20 protein-coding genes are annotated in these 22484 nt (G+C 59.6%); 6 read left to right on the top strand and 14 right to left on the bottom strand.

What is annotated here, in order from left to right:
* Positions 1 to 201 precede the first annotated feature (201 nt).
* Positions 202 to 1164, bottom strand: coding sequence for a hypothetical protein (locus tag ABIZ35_RS16130; RefSeq protein WP_348220949.1), 963 nt, complete (start codon positions 1162 to 1164; stop codon positions 202 to 204).
* Between ABIZ35_RS16130 and ABIZ35_RS16135 the strand changes: the two genes are divergently transcribed.
* On the top strand, positions 1152 to 1775 hold the full coding sequence (locus ABIZ35_RS16135; protein ID WP_348220950.1) for a metallophosphoesterase family protein: 624 nt from the start codon (positions 1152 to 1154) through the stop codon (positions 1773 to 1775). The two genes, ABIZ35_RS16130 and ABIZ35_RS16135, sit on opposite strands and share 13 nt — an antisense overlap.
* Before the next feature lie 170 nt (positions 1776 to 1945).
* Positions 1946 to 2308: a hypothetical protein gene (locus ABIZ35_RS16140; protein ID WP_348220951.1), complete on the top strand. Its 363-nt coding sequence runs from the start codon at positions 1946 to 1948 to the stop codon at positions 2306 to 2308.
* A 179-nt stretch (positions 2309 to 2487) separates the two neighbouring features.
* Here the strand turns inward: ABIZ35_RS16140 and ABIZ35_RS16145 are convergent, their stop codons facing one another.
* The 11 genes from ABIZ35_RS16145 to ABIZ35_RS16195 all read right to left on the bottom strand — a co-directional run bounded on the left by ABIZ35_RS16145 (position 2488) and on the right by ABIZ35_RS16195 (position 16629).
* A complete protein-coding gene (locus tag ABIZ35_RS16145) occupies positions 2488 to 4785 on the bottom strand; it encodes a PAS domain S-box protein (protein ID WP_348220952.1) in 2298 nt (765 codons plus the stop codon).
* 84 nt (positions 4786 to 4869) lie between these two features.
* On the bottom strand, positions 4870 to 6282 hold the full coding sequence (locus ABIZ35_RS16150; protein WP_348220953.1) for a reverse transcriptase family protein: 1413 nt from the start codon (positions 6280 to 6282) through the stop codon (positions 4870 to 4872).
* Positions 6282 to 8285, bottom strand: a complete 2004-nt coding sequence (locus ABIZ35_RS16155; protein WP_348220954.1) for a BRCT domain-containing protein — start codon at positions 8283 to 8285, stop codon at positions 6282 to 6284. Before ABIZ35_RS16155 ends, ABIZ35_RS16150 begins: the two co-directional genes overlap by 1 nt.
* A gap of 4 nt (positions 8286 to 8289) precedes the next feature.
* Entirely contained in the window at positions 8290 to 11622 is a 3333-nt protein-coding gene (locus tag ABIZ35_RS16160; protein WP_348220955.1) for a hypothetical protein, read from the bottom strand.
* A 792-nt stretch (positions 11623 to 12414) separates the two neighbouring features.
* Positions 12415 to 13017: a peroxiredoxin family protein gene (locus ABIZ35_RS16165; RefSeq protein WP_348220956.1), complete on the bottom strand. Its 603-nt coding sequence runs from the start codon at positions 13015 to 13017 to the stop codon at positions 12415 to 12417.
* An 82-nt stretch (positions 13018 to 13099) separates the two neighbouring features.
* Entirely contained in the window at positions 13100 to 13243 is a 144-nt protein-coding gene (locus tag ABIZ35_RS16170; protein ID WP_348220957.1) for a hypothetical protein, read from the bottom strand.
* 77 nt (positions 13244 to 13320) lie between these two features.
* A complete protein-coding gene (locus tag ABIZ35_RS16175; protein ID WP_348220958.1) occupies positions 13321 to 13917 on the bottom strand; it encodes a redoxin domain-containing protein in 597 nt (198 codons plus the stop codon).
* 93 nt (positions 13918 to 14010) lie between these two features.
* Positions 14011 to 14505 carry a hypothetical protein gene (locus ABIZ35_RS16180; protein ID WP_348220959.1) on the bottom strand — a complete coding sequence of 165 codons (495 nt, stop codon included), beginning with the start codon at positions 14503 to 14505 and terminating at the stop codon, positions 14011 to 14013.
* Between the two features lie 11 nt (positions 14506 to 14516).
* Positions 14517 to 15614 (bottom strand): alkene reductase, encoded by a 1098-nt coding sequence (locus ABIZ35_RS16185; RefSeq protein ID WP_348220960.1) that lies wholly within the window; start codon positions 15612 to 15614, stop codon positions 14517 to 14519.
* Positions 15615 to 15701: 87 nt separating this feature from the next.
* The gene (locus ABIZ35_RS16190) at positions 15702 to 15998 is read right to left on the bottom strand and encodes an antibiotic biosynthesis monooxygenase family protein (protein ID WP_348220961.1); all 297 of its coding nucleotides are present in this window, start codon (positions 15996 to 15998) and stop codon (positions 15702 to 15704) included.
* 76 nt (positions 15999 to 16074) lie between these two features.
* Entirely contained in the window at positions 16075 to 16629 is a 555-nt protein-coding gene (locus tag ABIZ35_RS16195; protein ID WP_348220962.1) for a carboxymuconolactone decarboxylase family protein, read from the bottom strand.
* Between the two features lie 101 nt (positions 16630 to 16730).
* On the opposite strand from ABIZ35_RS16195, the gene ABIZ35_RS16200 reads away from it, so the two are divergent.
* The 4 genes from ABIZ35_RS16200 to ABIZ35_RS16215 all read left to right on the top strand — a co-directional run bounded on the left by ABIZ35_RS16200 (position 16731) and on the right by ABIZ35_RS16215 (position 20638).
* Entirely contained in the window at positions 16731 to 17318 is a 588-nt protein-coding gene (locus ABIZ35_RS16200) for a TetR/AcrR family transcriptional regulator (RefSeq protein ID WP_348220963.1), read from the top strand.
* A gap of 62 nt (positions 17319 to 17380) precedes the next feature.
* Positions 17381 to 18352, top strand: a complete 972-nt coding sequence (gene arsS, locus ABIZ35_RS16205; RefSeq protein WP_348220964.1) for an arsenosugar biosynthesis radical SAM (seleno)protein ArsS — start codon at positions 17381 to 17383, stop codon at positions 18350 to 18352.
* A 22-nt stretch (positions 18353 to 18374) separates the two neighbouring features.
* Positions 18375 to 19913: an NAD(P)/FAD-dependent oxidoreductase gene (locus tag ABIZ35_RS16210; protein WP_348220965.1), complete on the top strand. Its 1539-nt coding sequence runs from the start codon at positions 18375 to 18377 to the stop codon at positions 19911 to 19913.
* Entirely contained in the window at positions 19910 to 20638 is a 729-nt protein-coding gene (locus ABIZ35_RS16215; RefSeq protein ID WP_348220966.1) for a TIGR04282 family arsenosugar biosynthesis glycosyltransferase, read from the top strand. Before ABIZ35_RS16210 ends, ABIZ35_RS16215 begins: the two co-directional genes overlap by 4 nt.
* 122 nt (positions 20639 to 20760) lie before the next feature.
* Here the strand turns inward: ABIZ35_RS16215 and ABIZ35_RS16220 are convergent, their stop codons facing one another.
* Both ABIZ35_RS16220 and ABIZ35_RS16225 read right to left on the bottom strand, forming a co-directional pair.
* Positions 20761 to 21486 (bottom strand): TIGR04283 family arsenosugar biosynthesis glycosyltransferase, encoded by a 726-nt coding sequence (locus tag ABIZ35_RS16220; protein WP_348220967.1) that lies wholly within the window; start codon positions 21484 to 21486, stop codon positions 20761 to 20763.
* A 50-nt stretch (positions 21487 to 21536) separates the two neighbouring features.
* Positions 21537 to 22313 (bottom strand): DUF1559 domain-containing protein, encoded by a 777-nt coding sequence (locus ABIZ35_RS16225; RefSeq protein ID WP_348220968.1) that lies wholly within the window; start codon positions 22311 to 22313, stop codon positions 21537 to 21539.
* Positions 22314 to 22484: the final 171 nt, after the last annotated feature.

The raw sequence follows: 22484 nt of genomic DNA on the forward strand, positions 1-22484 counted from the left end.
AGCGGTTCCAAAAGAGCCGCCCATTCGGGAGACGGGATCATATCCATAACCTCTGGCAGGAAGTTTTTGGAATATCGATTCCCGTCTCCTCAAATCTTCAACCCTCCAAAACCGCTAAACTACAGTATAATAACGCAGTCCGTTATTATACTTCCCTTCCGTTACGCGGGCTGGCTGTGAATGCTCCGAGAACTTTGGCGTCTACGGATTCCAGTCAATAGCAAACTTGTTTGGCTCCGGATGCGCCAGAACCAAATCCACCATTTCCTGAATTATTTCAATCCCCTGAACATAGAAGTCATAGACGCCTAGGCATTCTGTAACGAGGAATAGGACTTCCTTTGGCTGATCATTAGAATGGTATTGGATGTAGCCACGTGTTAGACCGTGAAGAGGCAAGGGGCCATAGGGGAAAATCGGAACATCCTGATTGCCTTGAACCCGCTGCTTGGCAATATCTATTGAAGTTATTGGCTGCTCTGGATACCAAACTCCGGCGGCTTTCGAGTCTTCCTCGTTGATGAGTTTGTCATATTTCTCCAAATCTCGGTTGTTGACATAACGCTGTAAGACATCAGTGGCGTCGCGTAATGGTTCGTGTATCCAATTGACGACCGTGAGGAATGCGCCATCCGCCTCTTTGACGCGCCGATTGAACTCCTGGCTCACTTCCGCGAGCCTTGCTGCGACAAGCAGCCAATTAGGGAAATATGTCGAGGCGCTATTCGGGCTTCCGAGGTGCGTTACGACATCGAAGATATAGGCGAGGTCTTTTCTCGTGAGGATTTTCAGCACCTGGTCGAATCCGTTATGTTCATAGCTTGTGCGAATAAATCCCACATCAAAAAAATGATCGGGGTAGCGCTTGGATGGAAACCGAATGTCCTCTTCACTCTCGTGATGGTTTCTATTCTCATCGAAGCCCATCGCCAGAGAGGCTTCTCGGCAGCGTCTCGAATATTCCTCATGCTGGGCTTGCGTTATTTCGCCGCCTCGCTTCCACATGTTAGAAATACGATCTCCAAAAACTTCTTCTTCCAGGCGACGATGTTCGTCCCAGAGGGCGCTGTGCTGCTCTTTCGCGACTGCATAATCTTTGTATAGGCGTAACTGTAACTCAAAGGACATAGGTATAATTCTAGCAGAAATCGATGACAAATCCATCTCTCAAACTCCTTCTCTTCAGTGACCTCCACGCCAACGCCCAGGCGGCGGAAGCCCTGGCGCGCCGTGCGCCCAATTTCGATATCGTCATCGGCGCGGGGGACTTTGGCAATGCGCAGCGGGATCTGCGTGTGACGATTGATGTGCTCAAATTGATCGATCGTCCGACGATCCTGGTAGCCGGTAACAATGAATCGGTGGACGAATTGCGGGACGCCTGCCGAGGTTGGCCGTCGGCGACGGTTCTGCATGGGAATTCGGTGGAGATCAGCGGCGTGACGTTTTTTGGTTTGGGCGGGGGCGTTCCCGTGACGCCGTTTGGGGAGTGGAGTTATGATCTGATGGAGGAGCAGGCGGGGAGCCTTTTGGCCGCCTGTCCCATGCGAAGCGTTCTCATTTCGCATTCGCCGCCGAAGGGTGTGGTTGATGTGTCATCGCAGGGCAAGAGTTTGGGGAGCACGGCGGTTCGCGACGCCATTGTGCGGACATCGCCGCTTTTGGTCGTCTGCGGACATATTCACGCCTGTGCTGGGCGGCAGGAAATGCTGGGGGAAACTCCCGTGGTGAACGCCGGGCCAAGTGGCGTCGAATGGGAGCATAATCGTTCGTAAATTCGATGTCTCATTTGCGTGTGCTTGACCATTACGGCGGCAACTTGTTATAATTATTACTAAGTTTATATCAAAAGTGTTGTTATCCGCCGACTCGTCCACGAGAGGTCCAAAGCGTCATGCTTTGGACCTCTTTTCTTTTCGGCGCTCAGAGAAAGGTTGTGGGGGCAATGGGAGATGGAATTGCGCTGTTGGGAAATCCGCAGCTTGACGAGGCGCTGGAGCTGACGGCGGATGTGCTGGTGGACAAGGGGTATCTGGGAAGTTCGGGCGCGGCGGCGTCGGGCGGGATGACGATCTGGCATTCGGAGCCGGACGCCGATTCGCGGGAGCGCGCCAAGGAGAACCGGCGCAAGGTGGACGCAATGTATGTGGGGCCTGGGGCTGAGGTGTCCGTGGCCGTGGATGAGAATGAGCTGATCGAATCGGGACTGCTGGGCAGTTATCGGAAAGAAATCGGGTGGGGGAAGGGCCGCGAGCGAGGTTCGAAGTTTGATACGACGTATCTGGTGACGAGGCAGTTTCGGGGGTGAGGCGGCGTCCCTTCGTCTGACCCACCCCGGCGCTTCGCGCCACCCCTCCCATGGAGCTGGGAAGGGTTGGAAAGAGATTTTCGGACGAAAGCCCCCTGCGACAACAAAACCTAATACCCTTCCCTGCTTCAAGGGAGGGGTCGGCCGAAGGCCGGGGGTGGGTCAAACGGAGGGCCTCCTTACTGCGTTCGCAAGAACGCATCCACGCAACTCCGGCACCACTGTGCGCCGGCGCCCTCTTTCAAAATCAATAGCGCTTTTTCCTTCTCCATCCCCTGGCGATAGGGTCGGTCGGTGGTCATCGCGCTGTAGGCGTCGGCGACCGCCATCAATCGGGCGATAATGGGCGTCTCTTCACCCGCTAAGCCGGCGGGGTAGCCGCCGCCGTCCCAGCGTTCGTGGTGGTGGCGGACGGCGTCAAGGATGGCGTGGAACCCGGGGACGGCGGAGACGATGGCTGCGCCCATCTCAGGGTGCTGTTTGATTGCTTCAAACTCGACGTCCGTCAGAGCGCCCGGCTTGCGCAGGACAGAGTCGGGGACGCCGATCTTGCCGACGTCATGCAGCAGCGCGGCGATCGCCACTGTCCGCAGAGCGTCCTCATCAAGCTGTAACTCCCGAGCGATCGCCAGGCTATGCTCCATGACATCCTCGGAATGGCGGCGCGTATAGCGATCTTTGTTGTCCACGGCCGCGACCATCGCATCGAGCATGGAGAAGCCGGCGACGTGCGCAATTTCGTGGCGGATATGGTCGGCCTCAGTCTCGATGGCGGCGCCGGACTTGGCGCGGCGCAGGCGCTCGTCGGCGATCCGTACGGCTTCGTGGCGGTCGGAACTGTGGTTCGGAATCAGGGAGACCCCGACGGAAAGGCCAATGGGAATCCCGGAATCCTGGCCATCGGGGTAGTATGCTAGGCCGCTGAGGTCGGAGCGAAGGCGCGCTTCGATCTCCCCGCGCGTCGAATGTCCGACGGCGGGCAGCAGCAGCGCGAACTCGTCGCCGCCGAAGCGTGACAGCGTGTCATATGGGCGGCAGATGTGTACAAGCCGCTCGGCGACCGTGCGCAGGACTTGATCCCCAATGGCGTGGCCGTAGGCGTCGTTGAAGAATTTGAAATGGTCCATATCCAGCATGACCACCGCCAGCACGGAACCGTCGCGCTGGGCGCGGGCGCTTTCTTCGGCAAGGCGTTTGTGGAAGGCGCGGTGGTTCAGCAGACCGGTGACGGGATCGCGGTCGGCGCGCTCCTGCGCTTCGCGCAGCGCATCCTCCTGGCTGTCCGCGATCCGTTTGCGCTCCGTAATATCTTCCGTCACGCCGATCATACGAATCGGCTCTCCTTGAGGATTATAGATAAGACGCGCCTGGGCGCTGATCCAGCGCATCTCTCCCGTGCGCCAAAGAACTCGGTATTCGGCGGTGTAATCACGCCGTTCTTCGATAGCCTGACGATAGGCTTCACGGACAATGAGATGGTCATCGGGATGTACGAGCTGGATGAAATCGGTCCGAGTGAAGGGCTCGTTGGGAGACAATCCGAGGTGCTTCCGGTTGCCTGAGGAGAGCTCCACATAGATTCCGGCGACGATATCGAATTGCCACGAGCCGAGGTGGCCGCAATCCAGCGCTAGATGCAGGCGTTGGTTTGTTTCTGTCAGGGCGTAGGCGGCGCTCTTTAACGCTTCTTCCGACGCTCGCCGCGCGGTGGCGTCCTGAAGCACTTTCCCAAAGCCGCGCAGTTCGCCGTTCTCGTTTCGCAAGGCATGGATCACGCCTTCGCTAAAGATGATTTCGCCATCCTTGCGGCGCAGCCAGCAGTGGCTTTCCAAACGACCGTCGGCGAGCGTTCGCTCCAATTCGCGCTGGAGAAGTCCGTTCGCACGCTCTTCGTCCGTCAGAATGATTTCCACCGACTGGCCGATGATTTCATCCGCGCTGTAGCCCAGAATCCTCTCGGCGCCGTCGCTCCAATAAATGACCAGGCCTTCGGGATCCGTCATCAGCATGGCGTAATCCCGCGCGCCGTCTACGAGCAGCCGCAGCCGCTCTTCGCTTTGGCGCAGAGCGACTTCGGCGCGCTTGCGATCGGTGATGTCTCGCGCTGTGGCGCACAGGCCAATCAGCTCTCCGCTGATGTCGCGGACAGGGCTGATGCGCACGGAAACGCTCACCCGGGAACCGTCCTTGCGCATGCGCTCCGTCTCGGTGATAACGCTCATTTCGCCCTGCTGCACCTGCGCGCGATAATTGACGAACTCCGTATATTTGTCTTTAGGGACGAGGATTTCAAACGGCTGGCCGATCATTTCGTCGGCGGTGTATCCGTAAAGCAGGTGGGCGCCCAGATTCCACCCGAGAATGGTGGTGTCCAGCGTCATGGGAATAATGGCGTCGTCGGAGTAAAGCGCGGCGGCGGCGAAGAATGAATCATCGACGCGGGCGTGAAAGGATCTGTCGGCTGCGGGTTGGGACACGTCTGCAATAATCTCCGTTTGCGTCTCTGGGGCCGTACTGACCTATTTATACCCATATCGCACGGAGAATTCATTGCTCTTACGCTAGGTTCCTTTTTGCTCCCAGCGCGTCAGCCACGGATGAGACGCCGCGATTTGACTGGCTTTGGCCGGATCGACCATATGGATGAAGGCAAGATAACCGGAGGCGTAAGCGTGGGCGTCCTGTCCAAGACGCTCGCCGACAGCGGGAAGTCCGTCGCGCTCGCATTGGTGAAGCATCGCCCGGAACTTGCGCAGGTTTTCTCGCGATACTCGCGGCGCGCCGCCGTTGACGACTAATCCCGTCACGGTCTGGCGGTGCTGGACGCGCTGCACGGACGTCTTTTCCTCATTCACCGTCAAGCCTTCATCGGCGATAATTCGGCGCGTGAGATCGAGCAGCATCCCCACGGGCGCCTCGGATTTCGGATGCGAGAACACTAAGTCGTCGGCGTAGCGTGTGTAAACGAAGCCCATCGCGGCGGCTGCTCCGGTGAGCCGAGAGTCGAGCTTGCGGCACAGGACATTGGTGACGGCTGGCGAAGTGCATGCGCCCTGCGGCAGACTGCGGCCGCCGACGGCGACAAAGCGGCGCGCCCCATCCAGCGTCGCCGCCACGCGCGGCGCTTCCGTACTCAAAAGAGCGAGAAGGGTCGCGACGCCGCCATTATAGCCAAAAGATCGAAACAAAGTACGCACACGCGGCAGGGTGATCGACGGGAAGAAATCTTTCAGGTCGATTCGAACCACGACGGCCTGAGCTTGATGACGTTTCGCGTTGTCCGCGACCGAGACGCCGGGCCGGAACGCCATCGCGGCGTCATGGACCGGGACCGGCGACAGCACGCTTGACAGCACCCAAGACTGGGCCGTGCGCAGACGCCGCTTGGGCGATGAGATCACGCGCACGCCGCCGCGCTTCTTCGGGATCGTGAACCGGGAGTAGTGGTCGATGGTCGCGGCGCCGCGATGGTAGGTCAGCCAGGCGAGGTCAGACTCCGTAATGCCGATGGCGGCGGCGACATCGGACGCCGTCGTGAGGGCGGGCAAGCCTAATGTTACCGTCTTCTCCGGATCGCCGCCTTCGTAGACCAGCGCGTCCGAGACGCCGCGCCCGAGATACGGGATCGTGCGCTTGCGCCATTCGGCGTCTTTGGCGCGTTGTGCGGCCTGTTCTTTGACGCGGCGTTCGCGGCGGACAATGCGCTCCGCGCGGACGCGCTCGATGCGCTTGCGCCGGACTTCGGCGAGCAGGGCGGGGACATCACCCGCCTCGGTGATCTTCGCTTCGACTTCGGACATCTCCGAGCGCAGCACGATCATCTCATCGTACAGGGCGCGCAGTTCTCGTTCCGCCCCCTCCGCCTGCTGCGCCACTTCGGGACTGGGAGGCCAGAAGCCCAGCCGGATCATCTCTTCTCGGATAAACGCCTGTTTGCCGACTGCTTCAAACCGCTTTCTCTGCTCTGCGTTCATTAAGCGCGATCCTCCAGCATGGCCTGAAACTGCTGCTCCGTCAGGACAGGGACGCCCAAATCGCGCGCCTTCGTCAGCTTAGAGCCGGCCTTGTCCCCGGCGACGAGATACGTGGTCGTGCGGCTGACGCTGCCTGACGCCTTGCCGCCGCCCTGCGCCACCAGCGCCTCGGCCTGCTCGCGGGTAAAGATCGTCAGGGCGCCCGTAAACACGAAGTTCTGCCCCTTGAACCGATCGGGGCGAAGCGCCGCGCCGCCGCTGCTGCTTCCACTGCTTTCTGTTTGGGCCGCTCCCGCGCCGACGCTTTGCTGGGACGCCAGCACGGTCGCCGCCAGAATATGCGCGCAGGGACCCTTGCGCAGCTTCTCCCGCCGGTGCCAGGAGCAGTTGCATTGGACGAAGCGCGCCCGCCCATCGGCGTCCAGATCTAAGACGACATGGAACTTACGCTCGCGCTTCTCCTCGCCGCCGCGCACCTGAGCGCGGTAACGCGTGGTCTGCTCACGCTGATCTGGAATGCCGAACGATTCTTCTTCGTCATCTTCGCCGGGCTTCAGCCACTTGACGCCGCCGGTCGCCACCAGCCGCCGCGCCAGATTGAGACGCTGGTCGCTTTCGTTCTCTTCCGGGACGGGGAAGGGGAGCAATTGACGCCAGCGGTAAACGCCGCCCGCCAGATCGTACATCGCGCGGCCTTCGCGGGTCAGCTTTTGCAGCGCCGTCGTCGCCGCCTCGCGGGACATATCCGTGCTCGCCGCAAGCTCTTCGGGAGTGATCTTTAGCCGTGTTTCTAGAGTCTGCGCCGCCTGTGCGATATCGCCGTCCGAGACCGATCCCGTGGAGGCGAGCAGATCGAACCTTGCGGCGCGCGACCAGTCGTTCTGCGTCCATCCCGAGAGCCCTAAGTCGAATCGATGGTCCTTGAGAAAGACGGTCCAGTAGGACGGCATGCCCGTACCCAGCAATCGCGCCTGTACTTTCTCGGCGTGCGGCATAAGCGATTCCAGCACAAACAAGCGGCGTCGGCCCCAGATGCGTATGTCGCCCGAGTAACTTCCTTCGAAGACATGCTCGGATTCCAATACTTCAATATTCCAGGGTTCGATCACAATCTTCGGTTTCTCCCCGGGAGCAAGTACGAAGCGCAGTGAACGCGGGCCTTTGTCCTCGCGCCGGCGGCGCAGGGCGGCGAGCACTTCGGCGACGGTCTCGGCGCTGAGCGTGACATCGACCCCAGAAAATGCCGCCGCCGATTGCACCTGAAGAAAACCGCGCACCCAGGTGGGAGGCAGATCGATCTTCTTCTCCATGTGCTCGCCCGCACCAGTCGCCACGGTGACGCCTTCACCGGCGATCTGGATAAAGGCCGGGCGGTAATCGCGCACGCGGCGAATCTCATCGGCGAGGGCGCGGCTGTAGTCGACATTCGTCGTGCCAAAGACCGTCTCGCCGAAGACATCCAGCTTGTCCATCGGCACGGTCACGCGGCCGTAGCTGGATTCGTCGATTGAGAAGACTTCAAAGACGACGCAGTCGGGGTGGACGCTGACGACCGGGTCGAGGATCATCCACGCGGTCTTGTCGTTGTCCCAGAGCCATTTGAAGTACTTCTGGCGCGACGCCATAAAATCCGCCGAATTGAGCTTTTGCTCCAGCGGCTGCGAGATCTTGCGCAGGTCGGCGAGGCGCGCCTTGAGCGCATCGCGGCGCTCGTTCAGGCCGGGGAGAGTGCGCAGGCGCGCTCCCATTTCCGTGGAGAGCTCTTCCAAATACCGCTGTTCCACCCACGCCTGGTAAGCGGCGTGGTCTTTAGGCTTGACGCGGTGATCGCCAGAGACGACGGCGTAGAGCGCCAGCATCAGACGGGCGTAGGCGAGACTGTCGCGCACCATGGCGTCGAGCGCCACCTTGGGGCGAGACAATTCCGCCGAGACATCCAGCCGCAGCCCTTCCGGGCTCATGGAGGCGCTGCTGGGGCGCGCGTAACTTTGCGTGACTTCCAAAGGTCTATCCTCCCGCCGGTCCGTCCAGCACAAACCCGTCGATCGTCTCACCCGCCAGAGCGCGTTTCGCAAGCTCCGCGTAAGCCCATTCCGAATCGCGGGCCGTTCGGCCGCGCGCGAGCGCCAGCAGGGTCGGCGCGTCCACGGTCGGCGTCACACTCTGACGCGCCTTCACCTGTTCCTTTGCGCGTCGTCCCCGATGCCGGGCGCGCAGTACGGTCTGATCGAACAAGACCGCTTCCGGCGAGGCGTCCTCGCTTCCCGTAAGCATGGCGGCGACGAACGCCTGCATGTCCGCCGCGTCGTGTTCGAACAGCGCTCGCAGCACTTCGGGCATCGGCAGCGATTCGCTGCGCGCGAGCACGAACTCGCGGCCAATTTCCCGCACCGTCACCTTGGGGCTGTCACAGAGCGCCAGGGCGTAAGTGCGTTCCTGCCGGTCGCCTGCCGCGACGCCGTAAAAGAAGGTCCGTCCGGAAACGACGCTGGCCGGGACTTCCGATTCCAGAAGGCGCAGCGCAAACGGCATCTCCATGCCCAGTGTGGTGACGCGGGCGATGCCCCAGGTTCGAACTTCGGGAAGAATATGCGTCGCGGCCTGCAAAAGCAGCGCCGAATCGCGCGTAAGGAGCGCCTCATGCGCCCGCGCCCATCGCTCCAGCAGCCAGCCGAACGACCGCTCCCGGACATTCAGGAACGAGACGTCGTCGGAGGAGATAAAGGTGTGTGCGACATCGGCGTCGAGCAGCAGGCGCTGCTCCAGGCGATCGTCCGAGGCGTTCGCCACGGCGGATTCCGCCGCATGCCAGAACTCTTCCAGGCCGACGCCTTCCTGAAGATTGCGCAGCCAGCCGCCGCGCAGGGTTGCCCATTGCGTGTCGGAGGCCGCCGCGATGAGCGTCAGCGTGACAGCGGGGGGAAGCGTCTGCGTCATGCGCGCGAATGTCGATGGGGTCAGCAGATCCACCAGGAACGGCCGCTGCGCGAGGTGTTCCGCAATGGCGTCGGCATTGAAGCCGGCCCGTTCTAAGAGAGAAAGGGCGGCGGCGGAACTCATGGCCGTGCGCAGTTCGGGAGTCACGCCCGTGCTGACGAGCAGGCTGGCCCAGATCGGTCCCAGGATCTGCTGCCCCGTGGCGCTCGCCGCCAGCACGCGCCATCCGGCGGCGCGCACGGCGTCACTCGCGTGCACGACCATCATCCGCGCCTGCGACGCATTCATGCTCTTTCCGGCGATGACGGCTTCCAAGGATTGCGTGACGGCGTCCTGCTGCAAATCGTCGGCTTCGGTCAGCGCTAGGACCCAGTTGAAGACCTCGCTCAATTTCGCCGCGCGGGCGGCGGCGACTAAGATGTCGGTCAGCTCCGCTCGCCGGGCGCGCAGGAACGGGCCGGCGGCTTCCAGCAGATCGAGTTTCGGGGCGACATCGGCGAAGAGGGTCGCGAGCAGCATCGCCCCGCCGACCGAGCGGCGCGCCACGGAGCCGGCGGTAAACTGCGACACGATCTGCGCGAGCATCCGGCGTCCGAACTCCAGCCGCCACCCTGCATTTCCCGGATTGGCCTTCAAACCTTCCTCGATTGTTCGCCGCAGGCGAACGCCCGCCCGCAGATAAGCGTCGGCGGCGACGGCGGGCGCAAGGGCGCGCCCTTCGCTAATCTGGGCGGCGGCCTGACGCACCGCCACCCGCACGAGCAGCGGCGACTGGCTTGTCAGCATGTTGATGAGAAGGGCGTCGGCAATGGGAGGGACCGGCGTCTTGGTGTCGCGCAGAACCTTCCAGGCGAACTCGTGCACCTGCCACGGCAGCGCCGCGTTCTGGAACAAGTCGGCGGCGAGGTCGGGGCGCTGATTCCACGCCTCCGGAGCGCGCTCCTCTCGAGTGCGCAATCTCAGACGCGTCTTGCTGAGAATATACGCGCCCCGCCCGTGGCGCGTCTGGCGGTAACGGTCCGATTGCCCGAAGAGAATATCGACTGTCACCCATTGGCGATGCAAATCCAGATGGCTGGAAGCGCTGGTCCGGGAAAGCGCTTTGTGCGCCAGCAGCACATACTGCGCGGGATCGGTCTTGGCGAGGCCGCGCAGCAGGCGCCGCGCGCGGCGCTTCATATACGCGAAGGTATCGGAAGACGGGGCCTGGCCGATGATGCTGGGGTGTGCGATGTGCGTGAGATCCAGCGCCTGCACCCGGCCCCCTGGGCTGCTCACAAAGGCTTTGGAGCCCAGCACGGACACTTGGCTCCAGGTGTTCTTGCTGCGGCCGACCTGACGGGGCGCGTTGATATCCGTGAGATCGACGATCGCCATCTTCTGGCTGCGCAAATTGATGTACGCGAGTGTTCCCTGGATGCTGATAGAGGACGGAGGGCTGGAGAGTTTCAGGAATGCGCCTCGGATCGGCTGGCTGGGATTGCGGACATCGATCACGCCCAGGCCCGCCTCGCTGCCGGCGCCCAAAATGCCCACGAACGCAAAGCCATGCACGATTTCCAGCGCCGTAATGCCCGGCAGAGGAAAGTAGCTCGCCATGCGCGGCTTCTGAGGGTTGCGCGTATCGATCAGGTGAAGACCCGCGTCCCGGGGAAGCGTGGTCAGACTGAGGCCGACGCGGCCGACACTGACGCCGATCACGCCGTCCCAAGCAGCGACAAGCGAGCCTTCCGGGATATCCATCCGAGGCGCTTTGACTGGCTTGTCCAGATTGGAAATATCGACAAGGTGAAGACGACTGGGGCCGCGATAGTTTTGCTCCAGCATCGCCAGCGTGCGTCCATCGCTGACGAACGTCCCGTTGGCGTCCAGCGAAACGGATCCCCGCTTCTGGATACTGGCCGGGTTCGTCACATCCAGCAGCGTGATGTTCCGCGCCCCATACCCATACTCCACTCCGGCAAGATGTGGACCGCATCCGATCAGGTGCGTAAAGCTGGTCTGGAATTCGGATTTGCCTAGAAGCTTGGGATGCAGCGGATCGGTCTCGCTGAGCGAAAAGGCTTGGATCGATCCAGGTCCGTTCCATTGATACACGCTGGCGTAGGCAACGCCGTTGTGGATCAGAACGTTCGGCGTTCCGCGTCCGACCTTGAACTGCACGTACTGCGCCTGTCCGCCCGCAGCAAACTCGGCGCCGTCGATTCGTGCGATTAGCGCGGCGAGCGTTTCGGCGTTTGCGGCGGGATTGGCTTCCATCTGCTTGTACAGTTGTTTGAAGCGCGCCCAGTCCCCGTAGCCCAGTTTGGACGTCTGGATAAAGCTGGTCAGGATGTCTTGGGAAGCGTCGCTGGAAGAGGCGGAAGATATCGGGGAAGTCGGATCACCATCGGTCGTAGACATGGGTAAACCTCCGCAGCGCTGCTGGATCGAAATTGGAAAGAGGGTTATGTTTCGGGAGCGTCGCTACTTGACACGGAGGACTGGCGCCGTTCACTGTAGGCCCGGCGCGGGGTACCCGCACTACTCTGTTGGTGGGCCGCGTCCTGCTCAGCGCCGACAGAGTAGTGCGGGTACCCCGCGCCGGGCTGAGTAGAAACGGTGACCGGTGAAGTGAAGCCATCTTCACAGCAGCCGCGGCGAAACGCCGCAGACGGATTGCTAACGACAACACTCCCGAAACGATAACGACGACAGTATATCCGTTTGGATCGAACCTGTCAAGTGGCTGCGAACAAAAGTTTGTAATTATTTAATAATTCGATGTGTGGTCAGTGATATGCGTGTAATTTCAAATAATTTGTCTACTATATTTGAACAATCAGCGACTAAGATCTGCAATGGATTGGAAAAAAATCTTGATCGGGAAGCCCTTGCGCCAGGGAGTGGGCGGCTCGCCTCTATACACAAGTGAGCCGCCCAATGCCTTACTTCTGGGCGACCACCTGAAGATCGAGCGTCTTATCTTTGTGTCCGTAACGAACAATGTCGCTAAGACGTGCTTCTATGCCATCGAATGTTCTCTGCGATGGCCTCCCTAATGTCTAAGGAAGAGGCAAGCTATCATACTGCTGTCCCTTACCATGCACAAGAAGCAGCATTGCTGCGGTTATGCCAATATCGGTAACACGCGTTGGAGGTGGTAACTGGACAATGTGGCGCATGCTCTGGCCTGGACAGACTGGCTCCGAAACGCTACTTCCTGGCCTTGATAGAGGCGAGTGCGGTAAGAATTTCGTCTGGAGTGGCGCGGTTTCCGTGGTCGTGACTGACCTTGGCGAAGGCGATGTTTGCCTTCTTGTCGATGACGAATGTCGATGGGTATGACGTTTCATTTGGCGCGTCCCAGCGCAGGTCGTACTTCTGGATCATTGAATAGTCTGGGTCGAGTGCTAGGGTGAAGTTCGCTGGAAGGTTCTTCCCAGTCACGAACTCATTGGCGTGCTGCTTAAGGCCATCCGCCGGGCCGGGATAAACAAGGATTACCTGCGCCTTCTTGTCAATTATCTTGTCCGCACTTCCGATCAGAGCTCCTACCTGCATGTTGCAGATGGGACACTGGTAGCCGGGGTAACCGCGCAGGATGACGAGAACCACGGGCCCCTTTTTCAGAAAAGACGACAGCTTGACGGTACCGCCATTCAGCGCCGCGAGCTGAAAGTCTTGTGCTCGCTCTCCGGCCTTCGGCGGCTCCGCCTTGCCTACGGTCGCAAGAACCACCATGGCAACCGTAACAAGCAGGATCTGCCCGACAACGGATAGGGATTTGCGGGTACGATCGTTGACGAATGTGCTCATATTAAATGTGTCCTTCATTTTGTTTGGACGACGTGTCCGAAATTGTTTCCAAATTGGTATACAATTGAAGCCGCATGAAAGTTCAGTCACCCTCAAATTCCTGTGGGAAAAGTGTCGCCTTGGGTGTACCGCCAGACTTGTCGCGCTTGACGGCGGTCTGGGCGAACTCCTGCGCGAGGCGCTCGGCGATGAATTGGGATGACGAGTAGAGTGATTGGTTTGTCATGCGGGCTAATTCAGCGCGAAGGCGGCGGCTTCCTTACCCAGTTTCCGGGTCGCTCGCTGCTCTGCGCCGCCGTCGAGTCAATCCTGCTCGCGTATCGTTTGGACGTACGTCTTGCCGTATGGGTAGAACAGTTCCTTGCGGCCTTCCTGCCATGCATGTTTCATTTCGGGCGTCGTAATGTCCCAATCTGGCCTGCATTTCATGGTGACAGTGCGCAGATCCTGACGCAAGTCCTCCATGGTCGGCCTACCAAAGAACCAGTATCCGCTGTAGATCTTGTGGATGATAAGGTCCGGCTCAAGGACAAGAACGTGAGGGATCATTGGATTGTGCAAAGGGTCCGTATATTCGGCGATGTCGAGGTCCATTTGGACTACACGCCCCGCGTCAGATAGAAAGGGCCAGTGCGCGCCGACTCCGCTGCGGTATTCGTTAGTCTCTGCGAGGCTATCCGTGCTGATGGTGACAAGTTGGCAATAGCCTACTTCCATTTCACGGTGTAGCTGGATAAGTCCTTCAGCTTGGCGTCGATCCCTCGGGCAGAAGCCTCCGCGGCTCAGTACGACGATCATAGGGTCCGCTCCTTGAAGTCCGGACAATTTCCGCCGTGTCGCTGTGTGGTCGGTTAGCTCATAATCAGGAAAACGAGCTCCAGATACGATATCGTTTCGCATGTTCTTAAAGATTCCTTTTCGTTTACGCAGATGCGGACCACGATGCAGCATGATCCTGATTTGTGCGCGGATTCACGCCCATGTCTCCGCCGATCAGCTTTTATTCCAAGACTTGGACTTGACCAAAATCCCAAAGATCATCAAATGTGAAGCAATGACCATGGGCGCATAGAAGGTATAGATAAACCAAACGGGTCCCAAGCTGTAGCTCGGCAGATTTACCTGCAAGACGCTGCGCAATGCGTTCAGCAGGTCAGCGAATCCCCAGATGCTGAACACCCAGGCCAAAACAACGCCAGCGCGCCAGTTGCTCCGGAGCGCAATGATCGCGGAAAGCGCGAGCGCCGCCGCGAGGAGATCGCCGTAAGCAGTACTGAAAAGGAGTTCTCTGGGCAGCTTCGGATCGACCATGCCCGGAACCAACAGCGTCATTCCGAGATAGCGAAACACCTGCACGAAGAGCAGCGGAATGAGAGCGGAATTACGAGGAAGTTTGGTGAGCGACGGCCAAACCCACCACGCCCCGGCGACCGCGCAGACGACACAACTCAGAAGCAGCTGCAGCCAGAATATTTGAGGAGAGTCCATCTCCGTACTCCTTAATTTCCGATTCCGCTCTCGGCCCACGTTGGATAGTCGATATAGCCGCATTCGTCGCCGCCGTAAAAGCTCCCGATATCCGGCGCGTTCAGCGGTCCGCGGCGGCTTAAGCGCGTGGGAAGATCGGGGTTCGCGATGAAGAGCCGACCATAGGCGATGGCGTCGGCGGATCCGTCCGAAACCGCGCGCTCGCCTCGCTCGGCGTCGTATCCTCCGTTGGCGATATAGATTCCCTTCCATTCGGAGCGCAGGCGCCGAAAAAAGTCCGCCTTGCGATCGAGCGGGAATGCTTCGCCGATTGCGTCTTCCACGACGTGCAGGTATCCGGGCCGATACCCGCTCAGCACATCCACAACGCGCGCGAATGTTTCCTCGGGATTTGCATCGCTCATGTCGTTGAAAGCGCTGAGGGGAGAAATACGCACCCCAACGCGGCCAGGCTCCCATACGTTCAAGACCGCCTCGACGACCTCACCGAGAAAGCGCGCTCGGTTCGCGGCGGCGCCGCCGTAGGCGTCGGCGCGGACGTTTGAGCCGGACCGCAGGAACTGATCAATCAGATATCCGTTGGCGGCGTGAATTTCCACGCCATCGAAGCCGGCGGCCTTGGCGTTGAACGCGGCGCGGCCGTAGTCCTCGATCGTGCTCTGGATCTCCGTCAGGCTCAGCGCTCGGGGCTCCGAAACATCGACAAACCCTGTCTCGACGAACGTCTGACCGTGCGCTTTGATCGCGGACGGCGCCACCGGAGATGCGTTTTCCGGCAGCAGGCTGCTGTGAGAGATGCGGCCGACATGCCAGAGCTGAAGAAAGATGCGCCCGCCTGCCTGGCGCACGGCGTCGACGACCGGTTTCCAGCCGGCGACCTGCTCCTCCGAATGAATGCCCGGGGTGTTAATATAGCCCTTTCCCATGGCCGAGATTTGCGTCGCCTCCGAAACAATCAGGCCGGCCGAGGCGCGCTGGCTGTAGTATGTGGCTGCCCACGGGCCCGGGCTCCCGCTTGCGGCGGCGCGATTTCGGGTCAACGGCGCCATGAACACGCGGTTTGCAAGAGTTAATGATCCCAGTTGAATGGGCTGAAGAAGACTGCTCATTTTGTTTTCCTGTGAGATATTTTCGGGAAGTCCTTGCGCTGGGCGGCGGGCGGCTCGCTTGCGTCTCGAGGCGAGCCGCCCAACGCCTTACTTCTGGCCGACCACCTGAAGACGCTGAATTTGAGACACGGAAAACAGTCTTTCCGCGTTCTCGACAAACTCCCGTCCCGCTTCGCCGTTCATATGGGCGTCGCGGGCGGCTTCCGTATCGAACGTGTCGAAGACTCGATACACGCCGGTCTCACCTTCGATTTTCGCCGCGTGCCACGTCAGGGTTCCTGGTTCGTTTCTTACCAGGGAAGCCTCTTTTTCCAGAAAAGCCTCAATTTCTGATTCTTTTCCGGGTTTCGCCGTCATCTCAACAAGAAATGCGAACTTAGCCATATCAATATCCTTTTCTTAATTCGTGTTCGATAGTTAAAATTATCGTCTCGTTACATTTGATCGTACATTTCCAGTGTTAGCGTTCGGAACGAAATTCGTTGTCCAGCTCGATTGGGGAAATGTGGTCCGTATAGTTACTGATCGTCTTGAGGGCCACGCCGATCAGGACTTCAAGTATTTGATCCTTGCGGTATCCCACGGCAAGGAAGTTCTCGATCGTCTGCGGCGCCACGTGTCCGCGCTGTGAAACCATCTCTCTCGTGAGAGCGACAAGCGCGTTGGACTTCGGATCAGGCAGCGGCAGGCTGGACCTGACAGCCGAGACGACCTCGGCCGGCGCATGCAGAAAAGACTTCAGAACCGTACTGTGAGCCGCCACACAGTAGCTGCATTCATTCTCCATGCTCGCGGTCAGCATGACGAGGTGGCGTTCCGAGGCTGTGAGACTGCCTTTGTCGAATACGCTTTCCAGACCGACATAGCCCTCAAGCAGCACGGGAGAATTCGCGAACGCTCCAAACATGTTCGGAATGAACTTGTAGGACTTTTGGACCTTTTCCAAAAGCGGCCGCGACCCTCCCGGGGCCGTTTCGGTGTCAAGCGGCGGGAAAATACTGCTGACTGCGGTCATTATTTTTGGTCTCCTTTGATTGAACAAACGCAATAGACAGACAGGTCTGTCTGCGGTATAATGAGTATACAGAAATGTCTGTCTATTGTCAAGAGGTTCTGATGAAAACAAATAAAAATTCAAATCCGCGTGAAAGAATTCTGGAAGTCGCCGACCAGCTCTTCTACATGGAAGGCGTCCGCGCGACCGGCACCGAGAAGATCATGGCCGACGCTGAGGTGGCAAAAGCGACTTTCTATCGGCATTTCGAAAGCAAAGACGCCCTCGTGCTCGCATACCTCGAAAACCGCGACCGGGCTCTGTGGGACTATCTCTCTCATCCCGCTCCGCCAAAGGATCTGCATGAGGCTCTGACCAAATTCGAGCACATGGCGAACCTGCCCGAAATCATCGGCTGCCCTTTCCTTCGGATCGCCTCGGAATACCCAGATCCGACACATCCGTTCCATCGCCTTGCAATCGAACACCAGGACAAGATTGTTGACTATCTGACCGACCTGCTCAAGCCGATGGCAATCGATAAAAGCGTGGCGGCGGCGATACTCTCCGTCATCAATGGCGCGTTCTCCACGCGTACGCTCCGTGGGACTTCGAAGGCGGTTCTGCTTGTCTCGTCCGCCGAGGCGGTATTCAAGGGAGAGTCTGGCGTAACGGGAGATAATCACACTGAAAAGGGTATTAACCATTAGGATGCAAATCCGCGACGGCCAAGGCCGTGATAAGCATTCGATTGATCAGAAAGTTACGATTTATGAAGGTGATTTCTTCCCATAATTTTCCGGCGGCGCTGCGGGAGCATGGTTTCGACACGTTGACGGCGGGGGCCGTGACGACGCTCCAGGTGAATGTCGGCAAGCTCTGCAACCAGGCCTGTCAGCACTGCCATGTGGACGCCGGTCCGCACCGCACGGAGATCATGCGTCCCGAGACGGCGGGGCAGATTTTGGACGCCGTTGAGCGCTATCGGATCGCCACGGTGGACATCACCGGCGGCGCGCCGGAAATGAACCCCAGCTTTGTCAGCCTCGTGCGCCGCTCTCGCGCCGCCGGAGCGCATGTGATTGTGCGCCATAACCTCACGATCCAATTCCAGCCGGGGTACAATCGACTGCCGGAGTTCTTTCGGGATAATGGGGTGGAAGTGGTCGCTTCGATGCCGTGTTATGAAGCTGAGAACACCGACGCGCAGCGGGGATTGGGAGTGTTCGCCAAAAGCATTGACGCCTTGCGCCGCTTGAACGCCGTCGGCTATGGCCTTCCCGGATCGGAATTGGCGCTTAACCTCGTTCATAATCCCGTCGGCGCTTCGCTGCCGCCCGATCAGATCGAGCTGGAGCAGGATTATCGCGAAGAGCTCTTCACACGCTTCGGAATACAATTCACCCATCTCTACACTATTACCAATATGCCGATCAGCCGGTTCCTGCACGCGCTGCGCCGCGACGGGCAGTACGAGCAATACATGGACACACTGGCGTCGGCGTTCAACCCGCGCGCGATCGACGGTTTGATGTGCCGATCCATGATCAGTGTCGGCTGGGATGGACGCTTGTACGACTGTGATTTCAACCAGATGCTCGGGATGGGGTTGACGGATAACGTGCTGGGGACCATCGCCCAGTTCGAACCTTCGCTGCTGAAAGGGCGGCGGATCGCTTTAGGATCTCACTGTTTCGGATGCACTGCTGGAGCGGGCTCCAGCTGCGGAGGCGCTGTCGCCTGACTATGCAAGAAAGTTGTACTTTATGGGAAGCAAGAGAGATTATGATCTGATCGTTTTGGGCGGTGGTTCGGCGGGAATCGTCGCCTCCGTGATGGCGGGCGGTCTGGGACTGCGCGTACTGGTCGTGGAGAAAGAAAAGCTCGGCGGCGAGTGCCTGCATACAGGATGCGTGCCGAGCAAGGCGCTGCTGCATGCCGCGAACCTGGCGCATATGATGCGCGTTTCGCCTGCCGCCGTGGGGCTGCCGGGGCGCGACGTGACCCGGGAGGAAGCCGCCGCCGTTCTGGACCATGTCCGAGAATCTATCGGCGATGTGCGGGACGCAGACGCCAGCGAACAGCTAATGCGCGACCATGGTGTGGAGATTGCCTACGGCGCGCCGCGCTTTCAGGATACGCACACACTGGAAGTGGACGGAAAAGCAATCACCGCCGATTATTTTCTCATTGCGACGGGATCTCGCCCGGCCGCTCCGACAATCCCCGGCCTGGACGGTGACTACCTCACCAATCGCAATCTGTTCGATCTGAAGGAAATTCCTGAGGCGCTGCTGGTTGTGGGCGGCGGCCCGGTGGGCGTCGAAATGGCGCAGGCGTTCGGGCGGCTGGGCAGTCGTGTCACCCTCGTTCAAAAGGGCGACCGTTTGCTCCCGCGCGACGATCATGAGCTTTCCAGCACGCTCACCCAATATCTGCGCGACGAAGGGATCGATATCCGTCTGAGCGCCGCCGTCCAATCCATTCGTACGGAAGACGGCAAGCGCGTGGCGGTCATCCGTGAGAACTGGGAAACAGTCGAGACGCCGTTCACGCACCTTCTGTACGCCGCCGGCCGCGTACCCAACATCGAAGGATTGGGCCTGGACGCCCTGGGGATCGCAATCGGAGAGAACGGGATCGAAGTGGATACGCAGCTGCGCACGGCGGCGCACAACATTTACGCCTGCGGCGACGTGACGGGCGAGTATCAGTTCTCGCACATTGCGGAGTACGAAGCGAAGACGGCTGTCCGCAACATCTTTTTCCCTGGCTCTGGAAAAACGAAATTCGAACACGCCCCGTGGGCGACTTTCACCGATCCGGAGCTTGTTCATATCGGCATGACCGAAGACGAGGCCCTGGCGAAGGGGCTTGCGTACGAAGTCTACCATCAGCCGTTCGCGCAAAACGACCGCGCGGTCACGGACCATGGAACGCAGGGCGGGATCAAGGTTCTGACGCTGGGTGTCGGCGGCAAGATCCTCGGCGTCCATATTCTGGGCCGCCGCGCCAGCGAACTTGCGCATGAATGGATACTCGCGATGGAGCAGGGCGCTTCCATTCGAGCCATCGCCGATCTCGTCCATATCTACCCGACGCTGTCCATGGTCAGTCAGCACGCCGCGCAGCGCTGGTACGAGGCGACCGCGAAAGATCCGGTCGTCGCGAAAACTCTCAATGTCTACGCCAAGACGATCCGTCCCAATCTGGGCGCGCTCGTTATCGGCGGCGCCGCTCTGATCGCCGCCGGCGCGGCCGCCGCGCTGCTGCACAGCTCCAAACCCACGGACGACGCCTCGTGACGTCACGACCCACAATCGTCGTCTTCGTCAAAGCGCCGGCGCCTGGCTTCGCCAAAACGCGCCTTATCCCCAGGCTTGGTCCCGAGGACGCGGCGGAGCTGGCGCGCTGTTTCATTCTCGACGCCGCCCGTCAGGCGCGGGCGGTCTGCCCAAACGTCCTCATGGCTTACGCCGGCGACTTCGCCCTCTTAGACGCCCTATCGATTCAGGGCGTCACCTGGACGGAGCAGCCAGGCGGCGATCTTGGCGAGCGTCTGGAAACCATTGTTTCTCAAGTCTTCGCGAGCGGCGCCGCCCCGGTCGTCGTCATCGGCGCCGACAGCCCATCCCTGCCGTCGGAATATCTCTCCCAAGCCATGCAGATTTTGACCGATGGCGCCATCGACTGCGTTCTCGGCCCGGCGGACGATGGCGGCTTCTACCTGATCGGTCTTCGGCAAATATCCCACGGCCTATTCTCCAACATCGCCTGGAGCACATCTGAGACTGGCGATCAGATGCGCCGCAACATTGATGCGTGCGGTCTGCGATTACATATGCTGCCGCTTTGGTACGATGTGGATATGCCGGAGGATTTGGAGCGTTTGACAGAAGAGATCAGAAGCGATGCGGCTGTGCGGGAGCGAGCGCCTGCGACGGCGGGCAGACTTTCTCCTATTATGCCTGCAATCATCGTACCGGCCATAAATGACCGGCCTGCAAGGGAGCCCCCTGAACGGGGCTGAACAAGAGCCAGCAATCGCAAGTCAGGGCGGTTCACCATCCTGACAGGACTTTCCTTAGCCCCGTTCAGGGGGCTCCCCCGCAGGCCGGTCATTTATGGCCGGTACGACGAAGGGAAACGCATCTATAAGTTCTCTGAGGGGCCGGGGGGCGTCTTCCGCACATCCCGATACCTCCGCGCCAGTTCCTCCGGCGCGACCCCGCGCCGATACCCCCAATATAACCGCGCCATGAGAAGATTGGTCTTCCCCACGCCGTTGGTCAGCCAGCGTCTTGCCGAGATTGTGACACAGGGCGGCAAGACGTGAAATCGGCCCACGCCGCGCAGACGCGCCACGAAATCGATGTCTTCAAAGAGCGGCCATTCGCGGAAGCCGCCGATGGCGTCGTAGACTGTGCGGCGGGCGAAGATGGCCTGGTCGCCCGTCGCCGACAGCACTTGTCGTGAGCGGTTGTTGATAAACCACGCCGTCGCGTGCAATGTCCAGGGGCGTCGTTCTTCGAAACGAACGCAGAAGGCGCCGCCGACGACCTTCGCATCCAAAAGAGCCGTTTGGATGTGCGCCGCCATCTCGGCCGGTGGTTTGCAATCGGCGTGCAGAAACGCCAGCACATCGCCCGATGTCGCCTGCGCCCCAGCGTTCAATTGCACGCCGCGTCCGCGTCCGCACGGGACGACCAAAACGCCCACCTGCGCCTGCGCCCATTCCACGGTCCCGTCCGTACTGCCGCCGTCCGCGATGATAATTTCGCCTGAGAAACCATCACCGCGCAGCGCGGCGATGGTTTCCGGCAATGCTTCCCGTTCATTGAGGGCAGGGATGACAACGCTGATGGTGATGTCGACCATAGGGCCCTAGTTACGTCATGGCAATCTCGAACTCCTGCGCTTGCTCATTTTTAATCGTCCTCGGTCGTAAAGTAACGATAAGCGCCGTTGGTCGAGCCGGGCGCCGTCGATTTTTCCAGCAGCGAGTTCAGCGTCATCGCTTTCACATGACCGTCGCAAAACAGCGAGTTGGACCGGTTGTCGGTATGGCGGCCGGCGGTCGCGTAGATCCATCCCCAGGCCAGATCGCTATGCCCGATGCCCGACGGCTGCGAGCCGACGTTTGACCAGGCAAGCTGGAAGTCGTTGTTGTTGGCGGCGTTCGAATCCGTCACCAGCACGGTGGTCGATGGAACCGGCAGCGCCGCCAGCGTGAGCGATCGCTGGAAGATGCCGTCCGTTACAGGAGGATGTCCCGTCGTCCCGTCATAATAAGCGACATTGATGCAGTATCCACCCTCCTCATGATAGTTGGTGGACAACGGAACATATTTGGCTTCCGAGCTGTCAGGGCAAACAAAGATATCCCTGCTTTTCACGTAAGGTCCGATCAAGTCCATCCAGCGGGCGGTTCCCGGATAATTATCTCCGTTGCCGGGATTCCCGTCGGCGTCCCCAATCCAGGCCGCGCAGAGCTGCTCGTCATAGTCTTGCGAATATTGCAAATGCGCCAGGCCAATTTGCTTCAAGTTGGAGGCGCATGAAATTTGCCGAGCCTTCTCACGCGCCTTGGCGAAGACGGGGAATAAGATTGCGGCAAGGATTGCGATGATTGCGATAACAACGAGAAGTTCGATAAGAGTAAAGCCAGACCTGGGCTTTAGCGACGAATAAGTTAGGCGATCCATGATATTTTCTCCTGACCTTGTACGAAAGACTTGCGTATATTCCTAAAATACCAGAGAATCGCGTGTTTGTCAATAAATCAATCAAAAATAGAATCTTGATATTGTTAATATGAACGTTTTTGAATCAAATGAGCATTTTTAACTGGCTGGCGTTCCAAGAGCGCCAGCTCG

Source organism: Capsulimonas sp. (assembly GCF_039929585.1).
Lineage (GTDB): Bacteria > Armatimonadota > Armatimonadia > Armatimonadales > Capsulimonadaceae > Capsulimonas.